This window comes from Pseudoclavibacter sp. CFCC 13796 (assembly GCF_008831185.1).
Lineage (GTDB): Bacteria > Actinomycetota > Actinomycetes > Actinomycetales > Microbacteriaceae > Pseudoclavibacter_A.
In genome coordinates this window covers 742,727-766,958 of sequence record NZ_WBKD01000001.1, presented here as the reverse complement: position 1 = coordinate 766,958, position 24,232 = coordinate 742,727, and the positions used below count along the sequence as shown (strand labels likewise).

Below are 24,232 nucleotides of genomic sequence, written 5' to 3'. Positions count from 1 at the left end.
TAGCCTTTCCCCGACCTAGTTCGCTGCCGAGAAGATGTCGATGGAACCCGACTTCAGCGACACGATGGCACGCTTGGTGTCTTTGCGCTTGCCGGTTCCGGTGCGGGTGCGACGGGTCTTGCCCTGACGGTTGAGGGTGCGAACCTGATCGACCTCGACGTTGAAGATGGCCTCGATGGCCTGCTTAATCTCGGTCTTGTTGGCGTCAGGAGCGACCTCGAACGTGTACTTGCCCTGGTCGATGAGGTTGTAGCTCTTCTCAGAGACGATGGGCTTGATCACCACGTCGTGTGTGTGCTTGTTGAGCTCAGTCATTCTGCATCACCTTTCTGCGCGGCGCGGCCGACAAACTGCTCGAAGGCCTGCTTAGTGAAGACGATGTCGTCGGCGACCAGCACGTCATAGGCGTTGAGCTGGCCGGCGTCGAGGCTGTTCACGTTCTGCAGGTTGCGCACGCTTTTGATCGTGAGCTCATCGGTGCGATCGACGACGAGCAGGATGTTTGCGTCGGCGGCGAACTGTGCGAGCACAGCCTTCGCGGCCTTCGTCGACGGTGTCTCGCCTGAGACGACGTCGGTGATCACATGCACGCGGCCGTTGCGAGCACGGTCGCTGAGCGAACCGCGCAGAGCTGCGGCGATCATCTTCTTCGGGGTGCGCTGCGTGTAGTCGCGCGGCACCGGCCCGTGGACGATGCCACCGCCGGTCATGTGCGGAGCACGGATCGAACCCTGTCGGGCGTTACCTGTGCCCTTCTGCTTGAACGGCTTGCGGCCTGCGCCTGAGACCTCGCCACGGTTCTTCACCTTGGCGGTGCCCTGACGGGCGGCGGCCAGCTGTGCGACGACGACCTGGTGGATCAGCGGCACGTTGGGCTGCACGTCGAAGAGATCGGCGGGCAGCTCGACACTGCCGGACTTCTTGCCCTCGGCGGTCAGCACATCGATCTTGGTGGCAGCCATGGTCAGGCCCCCTTCACAGCGTTGCGGACGAACACGACCTGGCCCTTGGGGCCGGGGATTGCGCCCTTGATGAGCAGCAGGTTGTTCTCGGCGTCGATGGCCTGCACCTTGAGGTTCTGAACGCTCACGCGCTCGGCACCCATGCGGCCAGCCATCTTGAGGCCCTTGTAGACGCGCGACGGCGTCGAGGCCTCACCGATCGAACCCGGCTTGCGGTGGTTGCGGTGCGCACCGTGCGATGCGTTGTCACCACGGAAGTTGTGCAGCTTCATCACACCTGCGAGGCCCTTGCCCTTGCTGGTGCCGACGACGTCGACCTTCTGGCCGGCTTCGAACTGCTCGACGGTGAGCTCCTGACCGATGCTGTACTGATCGGTGTCGTTGGTGCGCACCTCGACGAGGTGGCGACGCGGGGTCACGCCTGCCTTGGCGAAGTGACCGCCAGCAGGCTTGGTGACCTTACGCGGGTCGATCTGCCCGTAGGCGATCTGCACGGCCTGGTAGCCGTCGCGCTCGGCGTCGCGAATCTGGGTCACGACGTTGGTCGTGGCCTCGACGACGGTGACGGGCACGAGGTTGTTCTCCTCGTCCCACACCTGGGTCATGCCGAGCTTGATGCCCAGCAGGCCCTTGCGGGTCTTGGTTTCAGTAGTCATTCTCTCGTGTTCCTCAGAGCTTGATCTCGATGTTCACGTCAGCAGGAAGGTCGAGACGCATCAGCGAGTCGACAGCCTTCGGCGTCGGATCGACGATGTCGATCAGGCGCTTGTGGGTGCGCTTCTCGAAGTGCTCACGGCTGTCCTTGTATTTGTGCGGCGAACGGATCACAGCGATCACGTTCTTCTCAGTGGGGAGCGGCACCGGGCCGACCACTGTCGCACCGGCACGGGTCACCGTGTCGACGATCTTGCGTGCAGAGGAATCGATCACCTCGTGGTCATACGACTTCAGTCGAATGCGGATCTTCTGTCCCGCCATCGCTGACTCCCATCTTCATTCCAAGGCAATACTGCCTTCATCGTTTCGGCAATTGTGCCGACCTTGCTTCCGAGGTCTCGACGTCTCGCCGACACTGTCCCGTGTCTGCCTGACGCCTTGACTCCGTCAGGACGCTTGTGAGCTCTCGCTCATTCACGCACCACTGTTCTTCTGTCAAAGCTGCGTCCACTGCCTGTGTGAACTCCCCCACAACGACCGAGGGGCGGGCACGCAGGCACCCGAACTCTTGTCGTGTTGTGAGGTCTCAACGGCAAGAACCGCATCACTGCCGTTGTTCACGGCTGGACGCACTGTTCGTACCGACGTGTTCTGCTGCAAGCGGCCGAATCTCAGATCCGACACATACTGGCAGTGATCCGCGCGAACGCGGAATTTCTGGAACTGAACAAGTTTGCCACAGACTTGGGCCATTAAGCAACCCGGGCGTGTCGCCCTGGGCGAGTCGCTGCGGGTGCCTTCCCGACGCCCTGGAACCGGCACCCGGGCTTCGCGCTGTCACCCGTCGGCAGACGCCGTTCACGCTCAGCGGCCGGTGGCCACCAGCCCGGCCCACTGCTCGAGCTCGACGCGGGGGCCGGTGAAGAACGGCGTCTCTTCTCGCACATGCAGACGGGCCTTCGTACCGCGCATATGACGCATCAGATCGACGATGCGGTGCAGCTCGTCGGCTTCGAAGGCCAGAATCCACTCATAGTCGCCGAGCCCGAACGACGCGATGGTGTTCGCACGCACGTCGGGGTAGTCGACCGCATACTGCCCATGCTCGCGCAGGATCGTCGAGCGCTCCTCATCGGGCAGCAGGTACCACTCATAGGAGCGCACGAACGGGTACACGCAGAGGTAGTCGCGGGGCTGCTCCCCCGCCAGGAACGCCGGGATGTGCCGCGGATTGAACTCGGCCTGACGATGCACGGCGACGTTCGACCAGTACGGCGACAGGTGCTGTCCGAGCGGCGTGGTGAGAAAGCGGTGATAGGCACGCTGCACCGTCTCAGGACTCTCGGCGTACCACCAGCACATCAGGTCGGCTTCGGCACGGTATCCGGCGACGTCATAGAACCCACGCACAGTGAGGCCCTCGATCTCGTCGAGCGCCTCCAGCGTCTCACGCGCGGCAGCCGCACGCACAGCAGCATCCTCGTCGAACGGCTCATCGACGGTGAACACGGCCCACTGTGTGTAGGTCACAGTCGAGTTGATGCGCTCGGCCTTCTGCGCGAAGCTCTCGGGCTTCGCCACGTTCGGTCGTTCCACCTTGGCGGTGGCGTTGTTCGTCGTGCTCTGGTTCGCATTGTCTGCGGTCATCGTTCTCAGTGCCTCTTCTGCTCTGTGCCTCGTGGATGTCTGTGCTCAGTGTGCGACCGGTCGCGTCAGTCGTCGTCGCCCGCGACCACCGGCAGCCCGGTGACCACGCCGGCTCGCTGACGGCAGCTGTTCGGCGGTGCGACGTCAGGCGTCATCGGATGCGATCCGATCACCGGACGTCGTGTGCCATGGCCGCGTTCGACCGCTGCGCGCTCGATCATCAGCTCGGCGAGGCCCTCGACGAACTCGGGGCGATGTCCTGCCGTGGTCGCACGACGCACCTCGAGGCCGATCTCGTCGGCATGTGCTGCGGCCTCGGTGTCGAGGTCGAAGACGACCTCCATGTGGTCGGCGATGAAGCCGATGGGAGCGATCACGACGTTCTGCACGCCTTGTGCTTTGAGCTCGTCGAGCCGGTCGCTGATGTCGGGAGCGAGCCACGGCTGGTGCGGACTGCCCGACCGCGAGCAGAACGACAGCGAGGTGCCGAGCAGACGGTCGCCCAACTCGCCCTCGACCGCCCGAGTGACTTCGGCGGCGACCAGCTGGTGCTGCTCGAGGTAGGTCGGCCCTGTGGCGCCGCTGGCCTCGTTCATCGTCTCGGGGATGCTGTGAGTCACATAGGCGATGTGCAGCGGCTGACCGACGGGCAGTTCGCTCGCTGCCTCGCGCACTGCGTTGACGTTGGCGTCGACGAAGGCCTGATCGTTGTAGAACGCACGCAGGATGTCGACGTCGAGTCGCACACCCGTCTCGGCTTCGAGCGCGGTGATCGTCTCGGCCAGGTGCTCACGGTACTGTCGCGAACCCGAGTACGAGATGTACGCGGCGGTGATGACCACCAGGATGCGACGGGCACCGTAGGCGATTGCGGTGCGCAGCGTGTCGACCGTGTAGGGGTTCCAGTGGCGGTTGCCGAAGAGAATCGGGGTGTCGACGTCTCGGCGGTCGAGGGCGGCGCGCAGATCGGCGAGGAGTCTGAGGTTCTCGCCGTTGATCGGGCTGCGCCCGCCGAAGAGGCGGTAGTGCTCGCCGACCACTTCGAGCCGCGAGTCCGGGATGTTCTTTCCAGAGACCACGTCTCGCAGAAACGGGAGGACGTCCTCCTGTTTGTTCGGGCCGCCGTACGAGAGCAGCAGGATGGCGTCGTACGGGCTGAGTGGGCTGTCTGCGAGGGTATCTGAACTTGAGGGATTCTGGGCGGTCACAAGCCAAAGAATATCATCAGACGTTTCACTTGCCACATTGAGGAGACCATTCATAGGCTGGCCGAATCTTGTGGTTCGCCACGAGAATGCGGCGCCTCCAGCGGGGCGACGACAACCACACAAGAAGGAGCCACACATGTCTGACACCATGCTCGCTGCCGTCCAACACAACTTCGGAGACCGTCTCAGCATCGAAGAGGTGCCGATCCCGGAACCCGGTCAGTATCAGGCCCTGGTCAAAGTCGACTACACGGGCGTCTGCCACACCGATCTGCACGCGGTCGAGGGTGACTGGCCGGTCAAGCCCAATCTCCCGCTCATCCCCGGTCATGAAGGCCACGGCACGGTCGTGTCGGTCGGGCCCGACGTCACGAACGTGAAGGTCGGCGATCGCGTCGGCAACGCATGGCTGTGGAGCGCCTGCGGCGAGTGCAAGTACTGCCTCGCGGGCGACGAGAACCTGTGCCCCGACGTCGTCAACGGCGGCTACGCGGTGGCCGGCAGCTTCGCCGAGTACATGATCGTCGACTCACGCTACGTCGGCAAGATCCCAGACGGGGTCGACCCGATCGAGATCGCCCCGATTCTCTGCGCCGGCGTGACCGTCTACCGCGGCCTGAAGTCGACGGATGCGAAGGCCGGCGACTGGGTGACCATCAGCGGCATCGGCGGCCTGGGTCACCTCGCCGTGCAGTACGCGGTCGCCATGGGCTTCAACGTGGCTGCGGTCGACGTCGGCGACGACAAGCTCAAGCTGGCGAAGGAGCTCGGCGCCTCGATCACGGTCAATGCCCGCGAGCAGAATCCGGTCGAGGTGCTGCAGAACGAGCTTGGCGGCACCCAGGGCGTGCTCGTCACCGCACCGAGCAACATCGCGTTCGAGCAGGCCATGCACATCGTGGGTCGAGGAGGCACCGTCGCGATCAACGGTCTGCCCGTCGGCGACTTCCCGGTGAACATCTTCGACACCGTGCTGCGCGGCATCACTCTGCGTGGCTCGATCGTCGGCACCCGCCTCGATCTCGCCAACGCGCTGGACTTCGCCGCGCGCGACAAGGTACACACGATCGCGACCGAGCGACCGCTCAGCGAGATCAACGAGGTGTTCGACGAGATGCGCGCAGGCAAGATCACCGGCCGCGTCGTGCTCAACGTCAAAGACGCTCGAGCGCAGCTCAAGTAGTCTCTGAGCAGTCCGCGCCCGACACGCTGTGTCTGCGGCAGAGCGCACGAAGGCGGGAACCCATTGATGGGTTCCCGCCTTCATTCTCGCGCCCTGCTGCCGACTCGCGTCGACACGTCAGAAGAGAGCTCTGTCAGACGCTCGATTCACTCACGGGCGGACAGGTCACTCGTTGCCGATCGCCTTGTCCGCGGCGTCACGGGCCTGCTGCACCTGATCCGAGAACTTCTCGCCGGTGACTTTATTCGCCAGATCGGCCGCCTTGTCGAGCAGCGAGTCTGAGATCTCTTCGGCCTTGTCACTCTGCATCGCCTGCTTCGCCTTGTCGGCAAGCCCTCCGGCCTGCCCCGCGACGCCGCCAGCAGCGTTCTTCGCCTTGTTCACCAGATCTTCGAGTCCCATGGCAGATCCCTTTCTCGTTGGGCCTCACCGGTAGGGGCCCGTTGCAGACAACTCTACAGATCCGTCCCAACACGCAGAAAGACCCCGGATCTCTCCGGGGTCTTTCAGACAAGCGGTCTGTGAGGACTACTTGATGATCTTGGTCACCGTGCCGGCGCCAACGGTGCGTCCACCCTCACGGATGGCGAAGCGCAGGCCCTCTTCCATGGCGACAGGCTGAATCAGATCAACCTTCATGTCGGTGGTGTCACCGGGCATGACCATCTCGGTGCCCTCAGGCAGCGTGATGACGCCGGTGACGTCCGTGGTGCGGAAGTAGAACTGCGGACGGTAGTTCGAGTAGAACGGGTTGTGACGGCCGCCCTCATCCTTGGTCAGGATGTAGGCGCTGCCCTCGAACTCCTTGTGCGGGGTGACCGAACCGGGCTTGGCCACAACCTGGCCGCGCTCGACGTCCTCGCGCTTGGTGCCACGAAGCAGCAGGCCGACGTTCTCGCCCGCACGACCCTCGTCGAGCAGCTTGCGGAACATCTCGATGCCGGTGACGGTGGTCTTCTGAGTGACCTCCTGGATGCCGACGATCTCGACGTCCTCGTTGATGTGGATGATGCCACGCTCAACACGGCCGGTGACGACGGTGCCACGACCGGTGATCGTGAAGACGTCCTCGATCGGCATCAGGAACGGCTTCTCGGTGTCGCGCACCGGGTCCGGGATGTACTCGTCAACTTTGTCCATGAGGTCGGCCACAGTGGCAGCCCACTTCTCGTCGCCCTCAAGCGCCTTCAGCGCCGAGACGCGCACGACAGGAGCGTCACGATCGTAGTCCTGGCTCTCGAGGAGGTCGCGGACCTCTTCCTCAACGAGCTCGAGGATCTCTTCGTCGTCAACCATATCGGTCTTGTTCAGAGCGACGAGGATCGACGGCACGCCCACCTGGCGAGCGAGCAGCACGTGCTCGCGAGTCTGGGGCATGGGGCCGTCGGTCGCTGCGACCACGAGGATCGCGCCGTCCATCTGAGCAGCACCGGTGATCATGTTCTTGATGTAGTCGGCGTGGCCGGGGGCGTCAACGTGTGCGTAGTGACGCTTCTCGGTCTGGTACTCGACGTGCGAGATGTTGATCGTGATGCCGCGCTGGCGCTCTTCAGGAGCGTTGTCGATCTGATCGAATGGGGTGAACGGGTTGAGATCGGGGTACTTATCGTGCAGCACCTTGGTGATCGCCGCCGTCAACGTGGTCTTACCATGGTCGACGTGACCAAGCGTGCCAATGTTGACGTGGGGCTTTGTCCGTTCGAACTTTGCCTTCGCCACTGTGGGTCCTCCTCAGGACTCTCATGTAGTTGGCTCAACCCGATTCTGTCTCGGAGAGTTACCTACGATTTGATTCTTGCGTACTTACCTATCTTACAGCCTACGGCACGGTGCCGTAACCAGCACCGTGCCGCCAGACCCCAAGCTTTATTCGCCCTTTGACTTCTGGACGATCTCGTCTGCCACGGCGCGAGGCACCTCGGCATACGTCTCGAACTGCATCGAGTACATCGCACGACCCTGGGTCTTCGACCGCAGGTCGCCGACGTAGCCGAACATCTCAGAGAGCGGAACGTTCGCTTTGATGACCTTGACGCCTGTGGCGTCCTCCATCGACTGGATCTGGCCGCGACGGGAGTTCAGGTCGCCGATGACATCGCCCATGTACTCCTCGGGCGTGCGCACCTCAACAGCCATGACGGGCTCGAGCAGAACCGGCTTGGCCAGCTTTGCCGCCTCGCGGAAGGCCATCGAACCGGCGATCTTGAACGCCATCTCAGACGAGTCGACGTCGTGGTACTGGCCGTCGAGCAGCGAGGCCTTGACACCGACGACCGGGTAACCGGCGATGATGCCCGACGCCATGGCGTCCTGGATGCCCGCGTCGACTGAAGGGATGTACTCGCGAGGAACGCGTCCGCCGGTGACGGCGTTCACGAACTCGTACGTGTTGTCGCCCTCGACCTCCATAGGCTCGAGCTTGATCTGCACCTTGGCGAACTGACCCGAACCACCGGTCTGCTTCTTGTGCGTGTAGTCGTACTTCTCGACGGTCTTGCGAATCGTCTCGCGGTAGGCGACCTGGGGCTTGCCCACGTTCGCCTCGACCTTGAACTCGCGCTTCATGCGGTCGACCAGAATGTCGAGGTGCAGCTCACCCATGCCGCCGATCTCGGTCTGACCGGTCTCGGGGTTGAGGCTGACCTTGAACGTCGGGTCTTCTTCGGCGAGCTTCTGAATCGCGATGCCGAGCTTCTCCTGGTCGGCCTTCGTCTTGGGCTCGATGGCCACGAAGATGACCGGATCCGGGAAGGTCATCGACTCGAGCACGACCGGGTTGTGGATGTCGCTCAGCGTGTCGCCGGTGGTGGTGTCTTTCAGACCGATCGCCGCGTAGATGTGTCCGGCAGTGATCTCTTCGACCGGGTTCTCTTTGTTGGCGTGCATCTGGAAGAGCTTGCCGATGCGCTCTTTGCGCCCCTTGGTCGAGTTGAGCACCTGCTCGCCCGACTTGGCATGCCCCGAGTAGACACGGATGTAGGTGAGACGACCGTAGAACGGGTGTGCCACGACCTTGAACGCCAGCGCCGCGAACGGCTCGGAGGCCTCAGGCTTGCGAGTGATCTGCTCGTCTTCGTGGCCGGGAACATAGCCGACCATGTCGGGCACGTCGAGCGGCGACGGCAGGTAGTCGACCACCGCGTCGAGCATGGGCTGCACGCCCTTGTTCTTGAACGCCGAGCCGGCGAGCACGGGGTAGGCCTGGCTCGAGATCGTCAGCTTGCGAATGCCTGCCTTGATCTCGGGGATGGTGAGCTCTTCACCGCTGAGGAACTTCTCGAGCAGCGCATCGTCGGTCTCGGCCACGGCCTCGACCAGCTCTTCGCGGTATTTGGCGGCCTTCTCTTTGAGGTCGTCGGGGATCTCTTCGATCTCGTAGTGTGTGCCGAGCTCGACATCGCCGCGCCAGGTCAGGGCACGGTTCTCGACCAGGTCGACGACGCCCTCGAAGGTGCTCTCGGCACCGATCGGCAGCTGAATCACGAGCGGACGAGCACCGAGACGGTCTTTGATCGTCTGCACGGTGTAGTAGAAGTCAGCGCCGAGCTTGTCCATCTTGTTGACGAAGCAGATGCGCGGCACGTCGTACTTGTCAGCCTGACGCCACACGGTCTCAGACTGCGGCTCGACGCCTTCCTTGCCGTCGAAGACGGCGACGGCGCCGTCGAGCACGCGCAGCGAACGCTCGACCTCGACGGTGAAGTCGACGTGTCCGGGGGTGTCGATGATGTTGATCTGGTTGTCGTGCCAGAAGCACGTGGTCGCGGCAGACGTGATGGTGATGCCGCGCTCCTGCTCCTGATCCATCCAGTCCATCTGAGAAGCGCCATCGTGGGTCTCACCGATCTTGTGGGTGATACCGGTGTAGTACAGGATGCGTTCCGTGGTGGTGGTCTTACCGGCATCGATGTGAGCCATGATGCCGATGTTGCGAACCTTCTTGAGATCCGTGAGCACTTCGAGCGCCACGATGGTTCCTTCCGAGAGAGTGTGTGAAGAGTGTTTGATGTCGAGAGCAATGACCTGTCGGCGGCCGAGACTCCATGCCTCGGCCGCCGACAGCCATGGTCACCAGCGGTAGTGTGCGAAGGCCTTGTTCGACTCGGCCATCTTGTGCGTGTCTTCACGGCGCTTGACCGCGGCACCGAGACCGTTCGACGCATCGAGGATCTCGTTGGTCAGGCGCTCGGTGATGGTCTTCTCGCGGCGGAGGCGAGCGTAGGTCACCAGCCAGCGCAGAGCCAGCGTGTTCGCGCGGTGAGGCTTGACCTCGACCGGCACCTGATAGGTCGAACCGCCGACGCGGCGTGAACGAACCTCAAGCGTGGGGCGCACGTTGTCGAGCGCCTTCTTCAGCGTGGCGACCGGATCTTCGCCGTTCTTCTCACGCGTGCCTTCGAGAGCGGCGTAGACGATGTTCTCGGCGAGGCCCTTCTTGCCGTCGAGCAGGATCTTGTTGACCAGCTGCGTGACGACGGGAGCGCCGTAGACCGGATCGGCGACGACGGGACGTTTGGGAGCGGGACCCTTACGTGGCATTACTTCTTCTCTCTCTTCGCTCCGTAGCGGCTGCGAGCCTGCTGACGGTCTTTGACTGCCTGGGTGTCGAGCGCACCGCGGACGATCTTGTAACGGACGCCGGGGAGGTCTTTCACACGACCGCCGCGGACGAGCACCATCGAGTGCTCCTGGAGGTTGTGGCCTTCACCCGGGATGTACGCGGTGACCTCGATGCCGTTGCTGAGCTTGACACGTGCGACCTTACGCAGTGCCGAGTTTGGCTTCTTCGGGGTGGTCGTGTACACACGAGTGCACACGCCGCGCTGCTGCGGGTTCGACTTCAGGGCCGGAGCCTTGGTCTTGGTCACCTTCGGCTTGCGCCCCTTGCGAACCAACTGCTGAATTGTTGGCACAACTTCTCCTTGTATTCGTTGCTCTCTACGTCTGACGCGCACTGCGGCGCAAACTCTGTCGAGTCGACATCTTCACGATGCGGCGAGTCCGGCATTCACTGCTGACCCGCGCGAACATCTGAACTCTCTTGGCACACCACTAATGCGCCATCGACTGAGCTTAGTCAATACACCCTAGGCGCGTCAAATGTCGGTCATTTGTCTTTGCCGGTGTGTTTCTTGCCCGATGACTCGTTCTCAGCCCGGTCGACGAGCGTCTGGGCGAAGTCCGGAACATAGATGTTCTCTTCGCGCGGAGGCCGCTCGTAGCCGGCTCGCTCAGGCCGATCGGGAATCACGATCTGCTTCGGCTCCTGCACCGTGTAGGGAATCGAGCTGAGCAGGTGGTGGATCACATTCAGTCTCGAGCGCTTCTTGTCCTCGCTCTCGACCGTGTACCAGTGTGCCTCAGGGATGTCGGTGTGCACGAACATCTCGTCTTTGGCTCGTGAGTAGTCCTCCCACCGAGTGATCGACTGCAGGTCCATGTCAGAGAGCTTCCAGCGACGCATCGGGTCGTTGAGCCTCGAGCGGAACCGCTTCTCCTGCTCCACGTCGCTGACCGAGAACCAGTATTTGAAGAGCAGAATGCCGTCTTCGACGAGCAGTCGCTCGAAGATCGGCGTCTGGTGCAGAAACCGACGGTACTCCTCAGAAGTGCAGAAGCCCATCACGCGTTCGACGCCGGCACGGTTGTACCACGACCGGTCGAAGAGCACGATCTCACCGGCAGCGGGCAGATGCTCGATGTAGCGCTGAAAGTACCACTGCGTCTGCTCACGCTCGCTCGGGGCCGGCAGCGCCACCACGCGCGCCGAACGCGGGTTGAGGTATTCGGTGATGCGCTTGATCGCGGATCCTTTGCCTGCGGCATCACGCCCTTCGAAGATGATCAGCACGCGCGCACCGGTCGTCTTCACCCACTGCTGCAGGTTCACGAGCTCGGCCTGCAGACGACGCAGCTCTGGCTCATAGACCTTCTTCGGCAGTTTGCCCTTGCTCATTCTTCCCCTTGCTCGTGGCTCTGGTGCGGCGCCGAGAATGCGCCACTGTTCAGTATCCCACCTTGCGCCCGGCGCCGCATGGCCGGGAGGTGGCCAGGTCGATCAGCCGACGACGGTCACACCCAGCCGACCGAGTGCATCCGTCACCGATGCGACGTACCTCCCGGCGGCGGCATCCCCGGGATGGATCTGATCACCGGCCAGCTCGTCGACGTGGTCTTGGACGGCCGCGTGCCAGTGGGCCACGGCGACCGTCTGCGGATGCTCCGCCGCGACCGACTCCAGCGTCGCGTTGCCGGGCTGCTCCCAGCTGCGCGCCGCGAAGATGTCGACCAGCACGATGCGCCGGTTCGGCCCAGCCCAGGTCACGAGGTCTTCGAGCGCGCTGGCGTCGATGCCTCCGTTGGTACCGGCATGCACGACGAGCACGCGACGATCTGGGTTGTCGGCGAGCAGTTGGCGGGCGGCGTGGAAGGTGTCTCCGCTCTGCCTGGCCACCTGAGCGTCGATAAGGATGCCTGGGTAGCTCTGGCTGATCTGACGCGCGCTGGCGAGCATCACCGAGTCTCCGGCGGCGATCATGTCGGTGCCGTGGATCTGCGCGATGGGCTGTGTCGAGGGGAAGAGCGGCTCGGCTGGCGGCGCACCGTGAGGATCGATCGCAGGCGCCTTCGCTGAAGCGGCGTTGGCGTATACGGCTCCGTCCTCCACATACTGCTGGGCCGTCGACCGATCGGGCGCGCTGATCAGAGAGACGACGCAGAGCACGCTGACGATCGCCGCCGCACCGATCGGCACGACGTGCCGACGCATCCCCCCAGTCTCGACCAGGCGGGCATGCACAGCTTTGACGGCCTGTCGAAAGCCGAGCCGCAGAATCGGCTGCTCGACGTAGCGGTAGCTGAGCCAGCTGGCGAGCGTCGTCAGACCGAGGCTGATCACGACGACCAGTGCGGTGGGCAGCGGCTCTCCCCTGCCGCCGACGAGATGACGCACCATGATGATGACCGGCCAGTGCCACAGATACATGCCGTACGACAGACGGCCGATCAGGCGGCACGGGGCCGTCTGCAGCACCTTGGTGACGACCGATCGCTGGTCGCCGAGCGTGGCGATGACGATCACGACGAGCGCTGAGACCAGGAAGATGCCACCTTGATAGGTGAACGGGAGCTGGTCGCCGAGCAGCGCGAAGGCGACGCCGAGCACGGCGAGCGATACGAGCGCAATGACGTTGACGGCGCCTGCCGCCAGCGGACGCTTCGCACCGAGCTGGCCGAGCCCTCTGGTGCTGTAGAGAGGGCGCGCGAAGGCGAACGCGGCTCCGAGCATCAGTCCGAAGAGGTGAGTGTGTGTGCCGAAGTAGACGGGGCTCGGGTCGGCACCGGGAACGTACATGAGCGCCATGCCTGCCCCCGAGGCGATGGCCAATGCGAGGGCCACGGTCACGCGGCCCGCTCGGCGCAGCGCAAGCACGCCGAAGAGCAGCAGCGGCCACACCAGGTAGAACTGCTCTTCGATCGCGAGCGACCAGAGATGAACGAAGGCGAGCGGCGTGTCTTTGGCGAAGTATGAGTCGTGTGCGGCGATCGACAGCCAGTTCGAGGTGTAGGTGAACGCGCCGAGAAGCTGCCTGCCGAGTGCGGCGCGCAGGTCGGGTGGAAACAGAGCGAGCGCCGCCGTACAGACGAGCACCATCGCCCAGAGAGCGGGGATCAGCCGCCGAAGGCGCCGCACCCAGAATCTGCCCAGACTGATGCCGTCTCGGTCGTCGTGGTCGCGAACGAGACCCGAGGTGATGAGAAAGCCGCTGAGCACGAAGAACACGTCGACGCCGAGATATCCGCCCGGCAGCCACGAGGTGTCGAGGTGATAGACGATGACCGCGAGCACGGCGATCGCGCGGAGTCCGTCGAGGGCTCCGAGGCGTCGCCTGGGAGCGGGCTGCGGCTGATCCGCCTCTGGACGCTGTGTCTGAGCCTTCTGACTCTGAGTCTTCTTGTTCTGAGTCTTCTGGCCCTGAGTCTTCTGGCCCTGAGTCTTCTTGTTCTGGGCCTTTGACGATTGGGTCTGGTGAAGGTTGCTCTGCCGGGGGCTGCTCTGCGGCGTCGGCATTTGAGACGGCGAGACATGAGTCTTCCGCGCTCGGGCAGCGGCTTGCGCTGCCGGCAGCGTCGGGCGCATCGGCGTCTGAGGTGCCGACCGTGTGTGAGGTGCCGACGGTGTGTGGGGAGCTGGTGACTGAGCCCGCGGAACAGGCGGCTGTGGCTGTGGGTCCGGGCCCGACAGCGACTGAGGCTGCGCGGATGCTGTGCGGCTCTTCTCCGGAGCGGGGCGCCAATGCTGCGGTTCGATTCCGTGTCGACGTGCAGGTGCTTTTTCAGGCCCCGTCTTCTGGGCTGGGCTCCTCGTCGAGGATGATTTCGACTCTACCGGCTTCGGCGCCGCGTCCGGTGCTCCGGTCGGCCGTTGGACGCGGCGAGAGGAGGGCTTTCTCACAGGTTTCGCCGGGGTCTGGGACGAAGCAGGAGTGATCGAGGGAGCAGACGGCGGCCGCGATGCCGATGCCGAATGCACAGTCGCTTGTGCGGCGGATCTCTGCGTTCCGCTTCGCCGAACGTCAGCCGTGTTCGCCGATCCCCGGTCGGGCGCCTTTGCCGGTGTGCTCTGTTCCCTCTTGGTCATGATCCTCTACAGCGTAGTGCCGAGTTCTCATGGCGTCGGCTGGCGCGACGGGTGTCGGCGTTCTGTCTCCCAGGATGATCTCCCGGCTTCCTTCTTCACGCTCCTTGCTGCGCGGCCTGCGCCCGCACCTCGCCGCAGGCGTTCCCGCAGCGACGGCACTGCTGCGACACCGACAGCACTGCCCCGGCAAGCAGTGCGCTGATCGTGGCGCCACCATGCCGCACTTGGCTCGACGGCGCTGCAGGACGAGTGAGAAGAGCCGAAAGACGAAGAGGGCCGCATGCAGAACAACTGCATGCGGCCCTCTTGGTCACGGCGCATTACCGAGCCGTCTCAGTCGGGCACCCGGATGGGCAGCAGCGACGAGACAACCGATCGAGCCGGTATCGCCTAGTTGTACGTTCCGGGTTCGAAGTTCCCGAAGTCTTCGAGATCGGTGAAGCCCAGATCGCCCTGGCTGAAATCGACCGAATCGTTGAACAGACGGTTCGGGTAGCGCTCGGCACGAGCCTCTTCGGTCGGCTCGACTTTGACGTCGCGATAGACGCTCAGGCCAGTGCCGGCTGGGATCAGCTTGCCGATGATCACGTTCTCTTTCAGGCCCACCAGCGGGTCGGCCTTGCCATCGAGCGCGGCCTGCGTGAGCACGCGGGTCGTCTCCTGGAAAGAGGCAGCAGACAGCCACGAGTCGGTCGCCAGCGAAGCCTTCGTGATGCCCATGACCTCACGACGGCCGGTTGCCGGCTGCTTCTTCTCGACGACCGTCTGACGGTTGACCTTGTTGTAGGCATCGACGTCGACGACCTCGCCGGGCAGGAAGTTGGTCGCTCCGTGCTCGACGACAGTGACCTTGCGCAGCATCTGCCGCACGATGACCTCGATGTGCTTGTCGTGAATCGGCACACCCTGTGACCGGTAGACGCCCTGCACCCCTTCGACCAGCAGACGCTGGACGGCGCGGATGCCGCTGACGCGCAGAACCTCTTTCGGATCGAGCGAGCCGGCCTGCAGCTGTTCGCCGAGCGAGACGTGCTGCCCCTCTTCGACCAGAAGGTTCGCACGCTTCAGCACCGGGTACACGAACTCGTCGTCACCGTTGTCGGGGGTCACGATGACGCGACGACCCTTCTCGGTGTCTTCGATGTGCACACGACCGTCGGCCTCAGAGATCGGCGACGAGTTCTTCGGGGTACGTGCCTCGAAGAGCTCGGTCACACGAGGAAGACCCTGGGTGATGTCGTCAGCCGAAGCCGATCCGCCGGTGTGGAAGGTGCGCATCGTCAGCTGCGTACCGGGCTCACCGATCGACTGAGCTGCGATGATGCCCACGGCCTCGCCGATGTCGGCGAGCTTGCCGGTGGCCAGCGAACGACCGTAGCAGGCCTGGCAGACACCGACCGCAGACTCACAGGTCAGCACTGAGCGAACCTTGACCTGCGTGATGCCGGCCTGGATCAGCTCGTCGATCAGCACGTCGCCGACGTCAGCGCCACGCTTGGCCACCACCGTTCCGTCAGCCGCAACGGCATCCGTCGCCAGCGTGCGCGAGTACACCGAGTTCTCGACGTTCTCGTCACGCACCAGCGTGCCGTCGACGTCGTTGGCAATGGTGACGTCGATGCCCTTCTTCGTGCCGCAGTCGGCCTCGCGGATGATGACGTCCTGTGCCACGTCGACCAGACGACGAGTCAGGTAGCCCGAGTCAGCCGTTCGCAGAGCGGTGTCGGCGAGGCCTTTTCGAGCGCCGTGCGTGGCGATGAAGTACTCGAGGTTCGACAGGCCCTCACGGTAGCTCGAGAGAATCGGGCGGGGGTAGATATCACCCTTCGCGTCGTTCACCAGACCACGGATGCCTGCGATGTTACGGATCTGCAGCCAGTTGCCTCGTGCACCCGAGGTGACCATGCGGTTGATGTTGTTCTCGCGCGGGAACGAGGCCTTCATCGCGTCGGCCACCTTGTCGGTCGCCTCCGTCCACACCTTGATCAGATCGGCGCGACGCTCCATCTCGGTCGTCAGACCCAGATCGAACTGCTCCTGAACCTCTGTCGCCTTCTTCTCGTACTCGGCGATGATCTTCGGCTTCTCGGCCGGAGTCACCACGTCGCTCAGCGCCACGGTGACGCCCGAACGAGCCGCCCAGTGGAAGCCGGCGTCTTTGATCTTGTCGAGGGTCTCGGCGACGATCACCTTCGGGTAGCGCTCAGCGAGGTTCGTGACGATCTGTGCCAGCTCGCCCTTGCCCGCCTGCGCCTCGAAGTAGGGGTAGTCGTCGGGCAGCAGCTCGTTGAAGATCGCGCGCCCCAGCGTGGTCTCGAGCAGGAACGGCTTGTCGGCCTCGAAGCCCTCCGGTTCCTTCCCCGGCTCGAACGCGATGTTCTCGAGGCGGATGTGCACCTTGGCGTGCAGATCGAGGTCGCCGAGGTCGCGGGCCAGGATGGCCTCCGAGATCGACGAGTAGTAACGTCCCTCGCCGGCAGCGCCCTCGATGTGATCTGTCAGCGTGAACAGACCGATGACCATGTCCTGTGAGGGCAGGGTGACCGGGCGGCCGTCTGACGGCTTGAGGATGTTGTTGCTCGAGAGCATCAGGATGCGGGCCTCAGCCTGCGCCTCGACGCTCAGCGGCAGGTGCACGGCCATCTGGTCACCGTCGAAGTCGGCGTTGAAGGCCGAGCAGACGAGCGGGTGCAGCTGGATGGCCTTGCCCTCGACGAGCAGCGGCTCGAACGCCTGGATGCCCAGACGGTGCAGCGTAGGTGCGCGGTTCAGCAGCACCGGCCGATCTTTGATGATCTCTTCGAGAACATCCCAGACGTCGGGGTTCGAACGCTCGACTTTACGCTTGGCTGCCTTGATGTTCTGCGCGTAGCCCAGCTCGATCAGACGTTTGATGACGAACGGCTTGAACAGCTCGAGCGCCATCTCTTTCGGCAGACCGCACTGGTGCAGCTTCAGCTGCGGGCCGACCACGATGACCGAACGGCCCGAGTAGTCGACGCGCTTGCCCAGCAGGTTCTGACGGAAACGACCCTGCTTGCCCTTGAGCATGTCGCTCAGTGACTTGAGGGCGCGGTTGCCGGTGCCGGTGACCGGGCGGCCACGGCGGCCGTTGTCGAACAGTGCGTCGACGGCCTCCTGCAGCATGCGCTTCTCGTTGTTCACGATGATCTCGGGAGCACCGAGGTCGAGCAGACGACGCAGACGGTTGTTGCGGTTGATCACGCGACGGTAGAGGTCGTTGAGATCTGACGTCGCGAAGCGACCGCCGTCGAGCTGGACCATCGGACGCAGCTCCGGCGGGATCACCGGAACCACGTCGAGCACCATCGATGCGGGCGACGTGCCGGTGTGCAGGAACGAGCTGACCACCTTGAGTCGCTTGATGGCGCGGATCTTCTTCTGACCGCGGCCCTCTTCGATCTGCAGACGCAGGCTCTCTGCCTCGGACTCGAGGTCGAAGTCCTGCAGACGACGCTGGATCGCCTCGGCGCCCATGTGCCCCTCGAAGTACTCGCCGAAGCGGTCTTCGAGCTCGTGGTACACGGCGTCTTCGGGAAGGAGCTGACCGACCTTGAGGTTGCGGAAGACCTCCCAAGTCTGGTCGAGTCGAGCGATCTGCTCGTCGAACGACTTGCGGATGCGGGCGATGTCTTTCTCACCGGCATCACGCGTACGGCGCTTGGCGTCGGCCTTCGCGCCCGACTCCTCCTGTGCGGCGAGGTCGTTCTCGAGCTGCTTCATGCGCTCGGCGATCTCGGACTCACGAGCCTGTTCGAGCTCCTGAGCCTCGAGACGAAGCTCGGCCTCAAGAGTGGCCTGGTCTTCGTGACGTCCCTCTTCGTCGATCGAGATGATCATGTAGGCGGCGAAGTAGATGACCTTCTCGAGGTCTTTCGGCGCCATGTCGAGCAGGTAGCCGAGGCGCGAGGGCACGCCCTTGAAGTACCAGATGTGCGTGACGGGGGCGGCCAGATCGATGTGCCCCATGCGCTCACGGCGCACCGAGCTCTTCGTGACCTCGACGCCGCATCGCTCGCACACGACGCCCTTGTAGCGGATGCGCTTGTACTTGCCGCAGGCGCATTCGTAGTCTTTGGTCGGGCCGAAGATCTTCTCGCAGAAGAGGCCGTCTTTCTCAGGCTTCAGCGTGCGGTAGTTGATGGTCTCGGGCTTCTTGACCTCGCCGTGCGACCAGTGACGAATGTCGTCTGCGGTGGCCAGGCCGATCTTCAGCTCATCGAAAGTCGTAGTCTCGAGCACTTTGTCTCTCTTTCTGGAAGTCTCTGTGTGTCTGTTGATCAGCCGGGTCAGATCTCGTCGATCGGACCGCTCTCGAACTGCTTCGAGATGTTGATGCCGAGCTCTTCGACGGCGTTGTAGGCGTCATCCTCGCTGTCGCGCAGGCTGACGGCCTGGCCGGCCGAGTTCAGCACCTCGACGTTCAGGCACAGGGACTGCATCTCTTTGATGAGCACCTTGAACGACTCAGGAATACCGGGCTCCTGGATGTTCTCGCCCTTGACGATGGCCTCGTACGCCTTCACACGGCCGGTGACATCGTCGGACTTGATCGTGAGCATCTCCTGCAGCGCGTGCGCAGCGCCGTAGGCGTACAGCGCCCAGACCTCCATCTCGCCGAATCGCTGACCGCCGAACTGCGCCTTACCACCGAGCGGCTGCTGCGTGATCATCGAGTACGGGCCCGTCGAACGCGCGTGGATCTTGTCGTCGACCAGGTGGTGCAGCTTCAGGATGTACATGTAGCCCACCGACACCGGGTCGGGGAACGGCTCGCCGGAACGACCGTCGAACAGCTGAACCTTGCCGTTGTGGTCGATCAGACGATCGCCGTCGCGGTTCGGCAGCGTCGAGTCGAGCAGACCCGAGATCTCGTCTTCGGACGCACCGTCGAAGACCGGCGTGGCGACCTTCGTGTTCGGCTCGGCCTGACGGGCGCGCTCAGGGAGCTCCTTGGCCCACTCGGCGTTGTCGTCGACCTTCCAGCCCTGCTTGGCAGCCCACCCGAGGTGGAGCTCGAGCACCTGGCCGAAGTTCATTCGGCCGGGCACGCCCAGCGGGTTCAGGATGATGTCGACCGGCGTGCCGTCGGGCAGGAAGGGCATGTCTTCGGCGGGCACGATCTTCGAGATGACGCCCTTGTTGCCGTGACGGCCTGAGAGCTTGTCGCCCTCGGTGATCTTGCGCTTCTGGGCGATGTACACGACCACGCGCTGGTTCACGCCGTTGCCGAGCTCGTCGTCGCCCTCTTCGGCGTCGAACAGACGAACGCCGATGACGGTGCCACGCTCCCCGTGCGGCACCTTCAGCGAGGTGTCGCGAACCTCACGGCTCTTCTCGTTGAAGATGGCGCGCAGCAGACGCTCTTCGGCGCTGAGCTCGGTCTCGCCCTTCGGCGTGACCTTGCCGACGAGGATGTCACCGGGGCGAACCTCGGCACCGATGCGGATGATGCCGCGCTCGTCGAGGTCGGCGAGCATGTCCTGCGAAACGTTCGGCAGGTCGCGAGTGATCTCTTCTTTGCCGAGCTTGGTGTCACGAGCGTCGACGTCGTACTCCTCGATGTGGATCGAGGTCAGCGTGTCGTTCTTGACCAGGTTCTGGTTGAGGATGATCGCATCCTCGTAGTTCAGGCCCTCCCACGGCATGAACGCGACCAGCAGGTTCTTGCCGAGTGCGAGCTCGCCGCCCTGCGTGGCGGGGCCGTCGGCGATGACCTGACCGGCCTCGACGCGGTCGCCTTCGCGAACCAGCACGCGGTTGTTGAAGCAGGTGCCCTGGTTGGCACGATCGAACTTGCGCGTCGGGTAGCTGTCGATCCCGCCCTCGTCGTTCTCGACGACGACAAGGTCGGCCGAGACCTCGGTGACCACGCCGCCCTGTGCGGCGGTGATGACGTCACCGGAGTCGACCGCAGTGTAGGCCTCCATGCCGGTGCCGACCAGCGGGCTGTCGCTGCGCAGCAGCGGCACCGCCTGACGCTGCATGTTCGCCCCCATGAGGGCGCGGTGCGCGTCGTCATGCTCGAGGAACGGAATCAGTGACGTACCGACTGACACCATCTGACGCGGCGAGACGTCGATATAATCGACCTGATCGGCCGGCACCAGCTCGACGTCGCCACCCTTGAGGCGCACCAGCACGCGGTCGCTGATGAAGTTGCCCTGCTCGTCGACGTTCGCGTTGGCCTGCGCGACCACGAACTCGTCTTCGTCAGATGCGGTGAGGTAGTCGATCTGGTCGGTCAGGCGACCGTTCTCGACCTTGCGGTACGGGGTCTCGATGAACCCGAACGAGTTGATGCGGGCGAAGGTCGCCATCGAGCCGATCAGACCGATGTTCGGGCCTTCAGGAGTCTCGATGGGGCACATACGGCCGTAGTGCGAGGGGTGCACGTCTCGCACCTCGACGCCGGCGCGCTCACGTGACAGACCGCCGGGGCCCAGCGCCGAAAGACGACGCTTGTGCGTGACGCCGGCCAGCGGGTTGTTCTGGTCCATGAACTGCGACAGCTGGCTGGTTCCGAAGAACTCCTTGATCGCAGCGACGACGGGGCGCACGTTGATCAGAGTCTGCGGCGTGATCGCCTCGGCGTCCTGCGTGGTCATGCGCTCGCGAACGACGCGCTCCATCCGGCTGAGGCCGGTGCGCACCTGGTTCTGGATGAGCTCGCCGACGGCGCGGATGCGACGGTTGCCGAAGTGGTCGATGTCGTCGACGTCGACGGGAATCTCGACCTCTTTGCCCTCGCGCACACCCTCGACCGTCGCCTCACCGGCGTGCAGCGCGACGAGGTACTTGATGGTCTTGACGATGTCTTCGACGGTCAGCACCGACTGCTGGATCGGCGCATCGATGCCGAGTTTGCGGTCGATCTTGTAGCGACCGACCTTGGCGAGGTCGTAGCGCTTGTCGTTGAAGTAGAAGTTGTCGAGCAGGGCTCGGGCCGCCTCGGCGGCAACCTGCTCGCCCGGACGCAGCTTGCGGTAGATGTCGCGCAGAGCCTCGTCTTTGGTGGCGATGGTGTCTTTCTCAAGTGTCGAGAGAATCGAGTCGTAGCCGGCGAACTCGGCCTGGATGTCTTCGGCGGTCAGCCCCAGAGCCTTGAGGAACACCGTGACCGACTGCTTGCGCTTGCGGTCGATGCGCACGCCGACCTGATCGCGCTTGTCGACCTCGAACTCGAGCCACGCGCCACGGCTCGGAATCACGCGAGCAGAGAAGACCTCTTTGTCTGAGTTCTTCTCGAACTGGCGCTCGAAGTACACACCGGGCGAACGCACCAGCTGCGAGACGACGACGCGCTCCGAGCCGTTGACGATGAAGGTGCCCTTGCGGGTCATCATCGGGAAGTTGCCCATGAAGACCGTCTGCGTCTTGATCTCGCCGGTCTCGTAGTTCATGAACTCGGCCTCGACGTAGAGCGGGGCCTCGTAGGTCTTGCCGCGCTCCTTGCACTCGTCGATGCTGTAGCGCACCGGCTCGAGCGTGGGGTTGGCGAAGCTGAGGTGCATCTTCTCGAGGTTGTCCTCGATGGGCGAGATCTCTTCGAAGACCGCGTCCAGGCCGCTCTTGACCGGAACGTCGTGACGTCCCGCAGCCTGATCGTCGGCCAGACGCTTCTTCCACCCCTCGTTGCCGATCAGCCAGTCAAAGCTCTCGGTCTGCAGGGCGAGCAGATCGGGAACGTTGATCGGCTCGGTGATTTTGGCGAAGGAGAGGCGCTTGTAATTGCGGCCCTGAGAGTTGACGGTGGTGTTGGATGCGTTGCGCGCAGCAGCCAAGGGATTCCTCCAATAAAGCCTGGTGGGGCTTGTCGTTTCATTGACTTCGACCGCGACTCGCCAGCATCCACACCGATGCGACACCTCGACCGGGGATACAATCTGTATCCGCAGCCGACGTGGATCGAGTGCAATGTGACCGCAATATGACACACCACCTGCCCACCGCCATATGCGGGCATGAAGAAGACACCGTCGAGCGCAGAGATTCAGCATACGTCATATAGCACGCGATGTCCAGACCTGCAACACAACCCCGCCTGCACGCCCACTCGACACCCGATTTCGACTCTCGCTGACCGGCGTATACGACGCAGCAGATAAACATGTACGTGTTGTACGATTTCTGCAGCGACCGCCGGGCACCGATGCGCCGGCCCTGCGAGACGGGGGAACGTCATGATCGCTCAAGCCGGGTTCGGCCATCGCATCCGTTCGCTGCTGCCCGACCGGCAGGATCTCATCGACGCACGACGCAGCCCGGGCACCGACCTGCTGGCGGGCGCCACCGTCGCCGTCGTCGCGCTGCCCCTCGCACTCGCCTTCGGCGTCGCCTCGGGCGTCGGCGCCGCGGCGGGCATGACGACCGCCATCATCGCCGGCATCATCGCCGCGGTCTTCGGCGGCAGCAACCTGCAGGTCACCGGCCCCACCGGAGCGATGACCGTGGTGCTGCTGCCGATCGTGCACCAGCACGGCGTCGGCGGCGTGCTGACCGTCGGGCTGATGGCCGGCGTGATGCTGACAGTCGTCGCCTTCGCCCGCGTCGGACGCTACGTGCAGATGCTGCCCGCCTCGCTGCTCGAGGGCTTCACCGCGGGCATCGCGGTGGTCATCGCCCTGCAGCAGGTGCCCACTGCGCTGGGAGTGCCGGCCGGACAGCATGAGCAGGTCTGGGCCGCCGCCGGAGAGGCGCTGCTGCGCTGGGCCGCCGAACCGCACTGGCTCGAGCCGCTCGTCGCGCTGGGCACTGCGGCTGTGATCCTGATCGCCGGCCGACTGCGTCCCGGACTGCCATGGCCGCTGCTGCTGGTGGCGGTGGTGACGGCTCTCGCCTGGTGGCTGGCACTGCCCACGGCGCGCATCGGCGAGCTGCCGACCGGGCTTCCCGCCCCGAACCATGATTTTCTGCAGTGGGATGCGGTGGCCGGGCTGATCCCCAGCGCTCTGGCCGTCGCGGCGCTGGGAGCACTCGAGAGTCTGCTCAGCGCAAGTGTGGCCGACGGCATGACGGTCGGCGAACAGCACGACCCGGATCGCGAGCTCTTCGGTCAGGGCCTCGCCAACATCGTCGTGCCGTTCTTCGGTGGGGTTCCCGCCACAGCCGCCATCGCACGCACCGCGGTCAACGTTCGTTCCGGGGCTCGGTCACGCACCTCGGCGGTGACGCACTCGCTGATTCTGCTCGGGGTCGTTCTGGTCGCCGGCAGCGTCGTCGCTGCGATCCCGCTGGCCGTGCTGGCCGGTGTGCTGCTCGCGACGTGCGTGAACATGGTCTCGCTGGGCAGCATCCGCAGCGTCGTGCGCGCCACCCGCGGAGACGCACTCGTCTTCTTCGCCACTTTCGCGACCACGGTGATCGTCGACGTGATCACAGCCGTCATCGTGGGCTTCGCGCTCGCCTCACTCGTCACGCTGAAGGCGGTGAGCGACGCGACGCAGGCGAAACCGGAGCCGCTCGATCCCGCCGATCACAGCGAGGCCGAACGGGATCTGCTCAGGCAGGCCATCGTGCCGTACCGGCTCGAAGGGGCGCTGTTCTTCGGCGTCGCTCAGCGCTTTCTGATCGACCTGACCGAGGTGAGCGAGGTGCGCGTGGTGATTCTGCGCATGGGTCACCTGAGCACGGTCGACGCCACCGGCGCGCAGGCGATCGGCACCGCTGTGCGACAGCTGCACGATCGAGACATCGTCGTGCTGCTCTCGGCTGTGCGGCCCGAGCACGAGCAGGTGCTGCGCAGCGTCGACGAGCTCGACGCGCTGTGGGCCGACGGCGAGGTCTTCGCGACCACACCTGAGGCCATCACCCGCGCCAAGGCTCTGGTGGCCTGAGCCCGACTCGACGACGGCGCAGGCGCGCAGATCGCCCCAGACACAGAGATGGCGCGGTCACGACGAATCGTGTCCGC

At 64.2% G+C, this 24,232-nt stretch carries 17 protein-coding genes; 2 read left to right on the top strand and 15 right to left on the bottom strand.

Annotated elements, in window-relative coordinates:
* Window positions 1-15: 15 nt before the first annotated feature.
* The 6 genes from rplW to F8O07_RS03405 all read right to left on the bottom strand — a co-directional run bounded on the left by rplW (window position 16) and on the right by F8O07_RS03405 (window position 4,474).
* Window positions 16-315, bottom strand: coding sequence for a 50S ribosomal protein L23 (rplW, locus tag F8O07_RS03430; protein WP_158030742.1), 300 nt, complete (start codon window positions 313-315; stop codon window positions 16-18).
* Window positions 312-962 (bottom strand): 50S ribosomal protein L4, encoded by a 651-nt coding sequence (gene rplD, locus F8O07_RS03425; RefSeq protein WP_158030741.1) that lies wholly within the window; start codon window positions 960-962, stop codon window positions 312-314. Before rplD ends, rplW begins: the two co-directional genes overlap by 4 nt.
* A 2-nt stretch (window positions 963-964) precedes the next feature.
* On the bottom strand, window positions 965-1,618 hold the full coding sequence (rplC, locus tag F8O07_RS03420) for a 50S ribosomal protein L3 (protein WP_158030740.1): 654 nt from the start codon (window positions 1,616-1,618) through the stop codon (window positions 965-967).
* Between the two features lie 13 nt (window positions 1,619-1,631).
* A complete protein-coding gene (rpsJ, locus tag F8O07_RS03415) occupies window positions 1,632-1,940 on the bottom strand; it encodes a 30S ribosomal protein S10 (protein ID WP_028245927.1) in 309 nt (102 codons plus the stop codon).
* 543 nt (window positions 1,941-2,483) lie between these two features.
* Entirely contained in the window at window positions 2,484-3,266 is a 783-nt protein-coding gene (hemQ, locus tag F8O07_RS03410) for a hydrogen peroxide-dependent heme synthase (protein ID WP_158030739.1), read from the bottom strand.
* Window positions 3,267-3,331: 65 nt separating this feature from the next.
* Window positions 3,332-4,474: a ferrochelatase gene (locus tag F8O07_RS03405; RefSeq protein WP_225733151.1), complete on the bottom strand. Its 1,143-nt coding sequence runs from the start codon at window positions 4,472-4,474 to the stop codon at window positions 3,332-3,334.
* 136 nt (window positions 4,475-4,610) lie between these two features.
* Between F8O07_RS03405 and adhP the strand changes: the two genes are divergently transcribed.
* A complete protein-coding gene (gene adhP / locus F8O07_RS03400; protein WP_192496617.1) occupies window positions 4,611-5,657 on the top strand; it encodes an alcohol dehydrogenase AdhP in 1,047 nt (348 codons plus the stop codon).
* A gap of 165 nt (window positions 5,658-5,822) precedes the next feature.
* Here adhP and F8O07_RS03395 read toward each other — a convergent pair whose 3' ends face one another.
* The 9 genes from F8O07_RS03395 to F8O07_RS03355 form a co-directional block, all read right to left on the bottom strand.
* Window positions 5,823-6,059: an antitoxin gene (locus F8O07_RS03395; RefSeq protein WP_158030737.1), complete on the bottom strand. Its 237-nt coding sequence runs from the start codon at window positions 6,057-6,059 to the stop codon at window positions 5,823-5,825.
* A 126-nt stretch (window positions 6,060-6,185) separates the two neighbouring features.
* On the bottom strand, window positions 6,186-7,376 hold the full coding sequence (gene tuf / locus F8O07_RS03390) for an elongation factor Tu (protein ID WP_158030736.1): 1,191 nt from the start codon (window positions 7,374-7,376) through the stop codon (window positions 6,186-6,188).
* Window positions 7,377-7,523: 147 nt separating this feature from the next.
* Window positions 7,524-9,626 (bottom strand): elongation factor G, encoded by a 2,103-nt coding sequence (fusA, locus tag F8O07_RS03385; protein ID WP_158030735.1) that lies wholly within the window; start codon window positions 9,624-9,626, stop codon window positions 7,524-7,526.
* Between the two features lie 99 nt (window positions 9,627-9,725).
* Window positions 9,726-10,196 carry a 30S ribosomal protein S7 gene (gene rpsG, locus F8O07_RS03380; protein WP_158030734.1) on the bottom strand — a complete coding sequence of 157 codons (471 nt, stop codon included), beginning with the start codon at window positions 10,194-10,196 and terminating at the stop codon, window positions 9,726-9,728.
* The gene (gene rpsL, locus F8O07_RS03375; protein ID WP_158030733.1) at window positions 10,196-10,570 is read right to left on the bottom strand and encodes a 30S ribosomal protein S12; all 375 of its coding nucleotides are present in this window, start codon (window positions 10,568-10,570) and stop codon (window positions 10,196-10,198) included. The genes rpsG and rpsL overlap by 1 nt, the downstream gene beginning before the upstream one ends.
* 194 nt (window positions 10,571-10,764) lie before the next feature.
* Complete coding sequence (ppk2, locus tag F8O07_RS03370) at window positions 10,765-11,613, bottom strand: polyphosphate kinase 2 (protein ID WP_158030732.1); 849 nt, start codon at window positions 11,611-11,613, stop codon at window positions 10,765-10,767.
* Between the two features lie 102 nt (window positions 11,614-11,715).
* Window positions 11,716-13,728, bottom strand: a complete 2,013-nt coding sequence (locus F8O07_RS03365; protein WP_192496616.1) for an acyltransferase family protein — start codon at window positions 13,726-13,728, stop codon at window positions 11,716-11,718.
* A 960-nt stretch (window positions 13,729-14,688) separates the two neighbouring features.
* Complete coding sequence (locus tag F8O07_RS03360) at window positions 14,689-18,561, bottom strand: DNA-directed RNA polymerase subunit beta' (RefSeq protein ID WP_158030730.1); 3,873 nt, start codon at window positions 18,559-18,561, stop codon at window positions 14,689-14,691.
* Window positions 18,562-18,608: 47 nt separating this feature from the next.
* Window positions 18,609-22,103 (bottom strand): DNA-directed RNA polymerase subunit beta, encoded by a 3,495-nt coding sequence (locus F8O07_RS03355; RefSeq protein ID WP_158030729.1) that lies wholly within the window; start codon window positions 22,101-22,103, stop codon window positions 18,609-18,611.
* 399 nt (window positions 22,104-22,502) lie between these two features.
* Between F8O07_RS03355 and F8O07_RS03350 the strand changes: the two genes are divergently transcribed.
* Window positions 22,503-24,155 carry a SulP family inorganic anion transporter gene (locus tag F8O07_RS03350; RefSeq protein ID WP_158030728.1) on the top strand — a complete coding sequence of 551 codons (1,653 nt, stop codon included), beginning with the start codon at window positions 22,503-22,505 and terminating at the stop codon, window positions 24,153-24,155.
* Window positions 24,156-24,232: the final 77 nt, after the last annotated feature.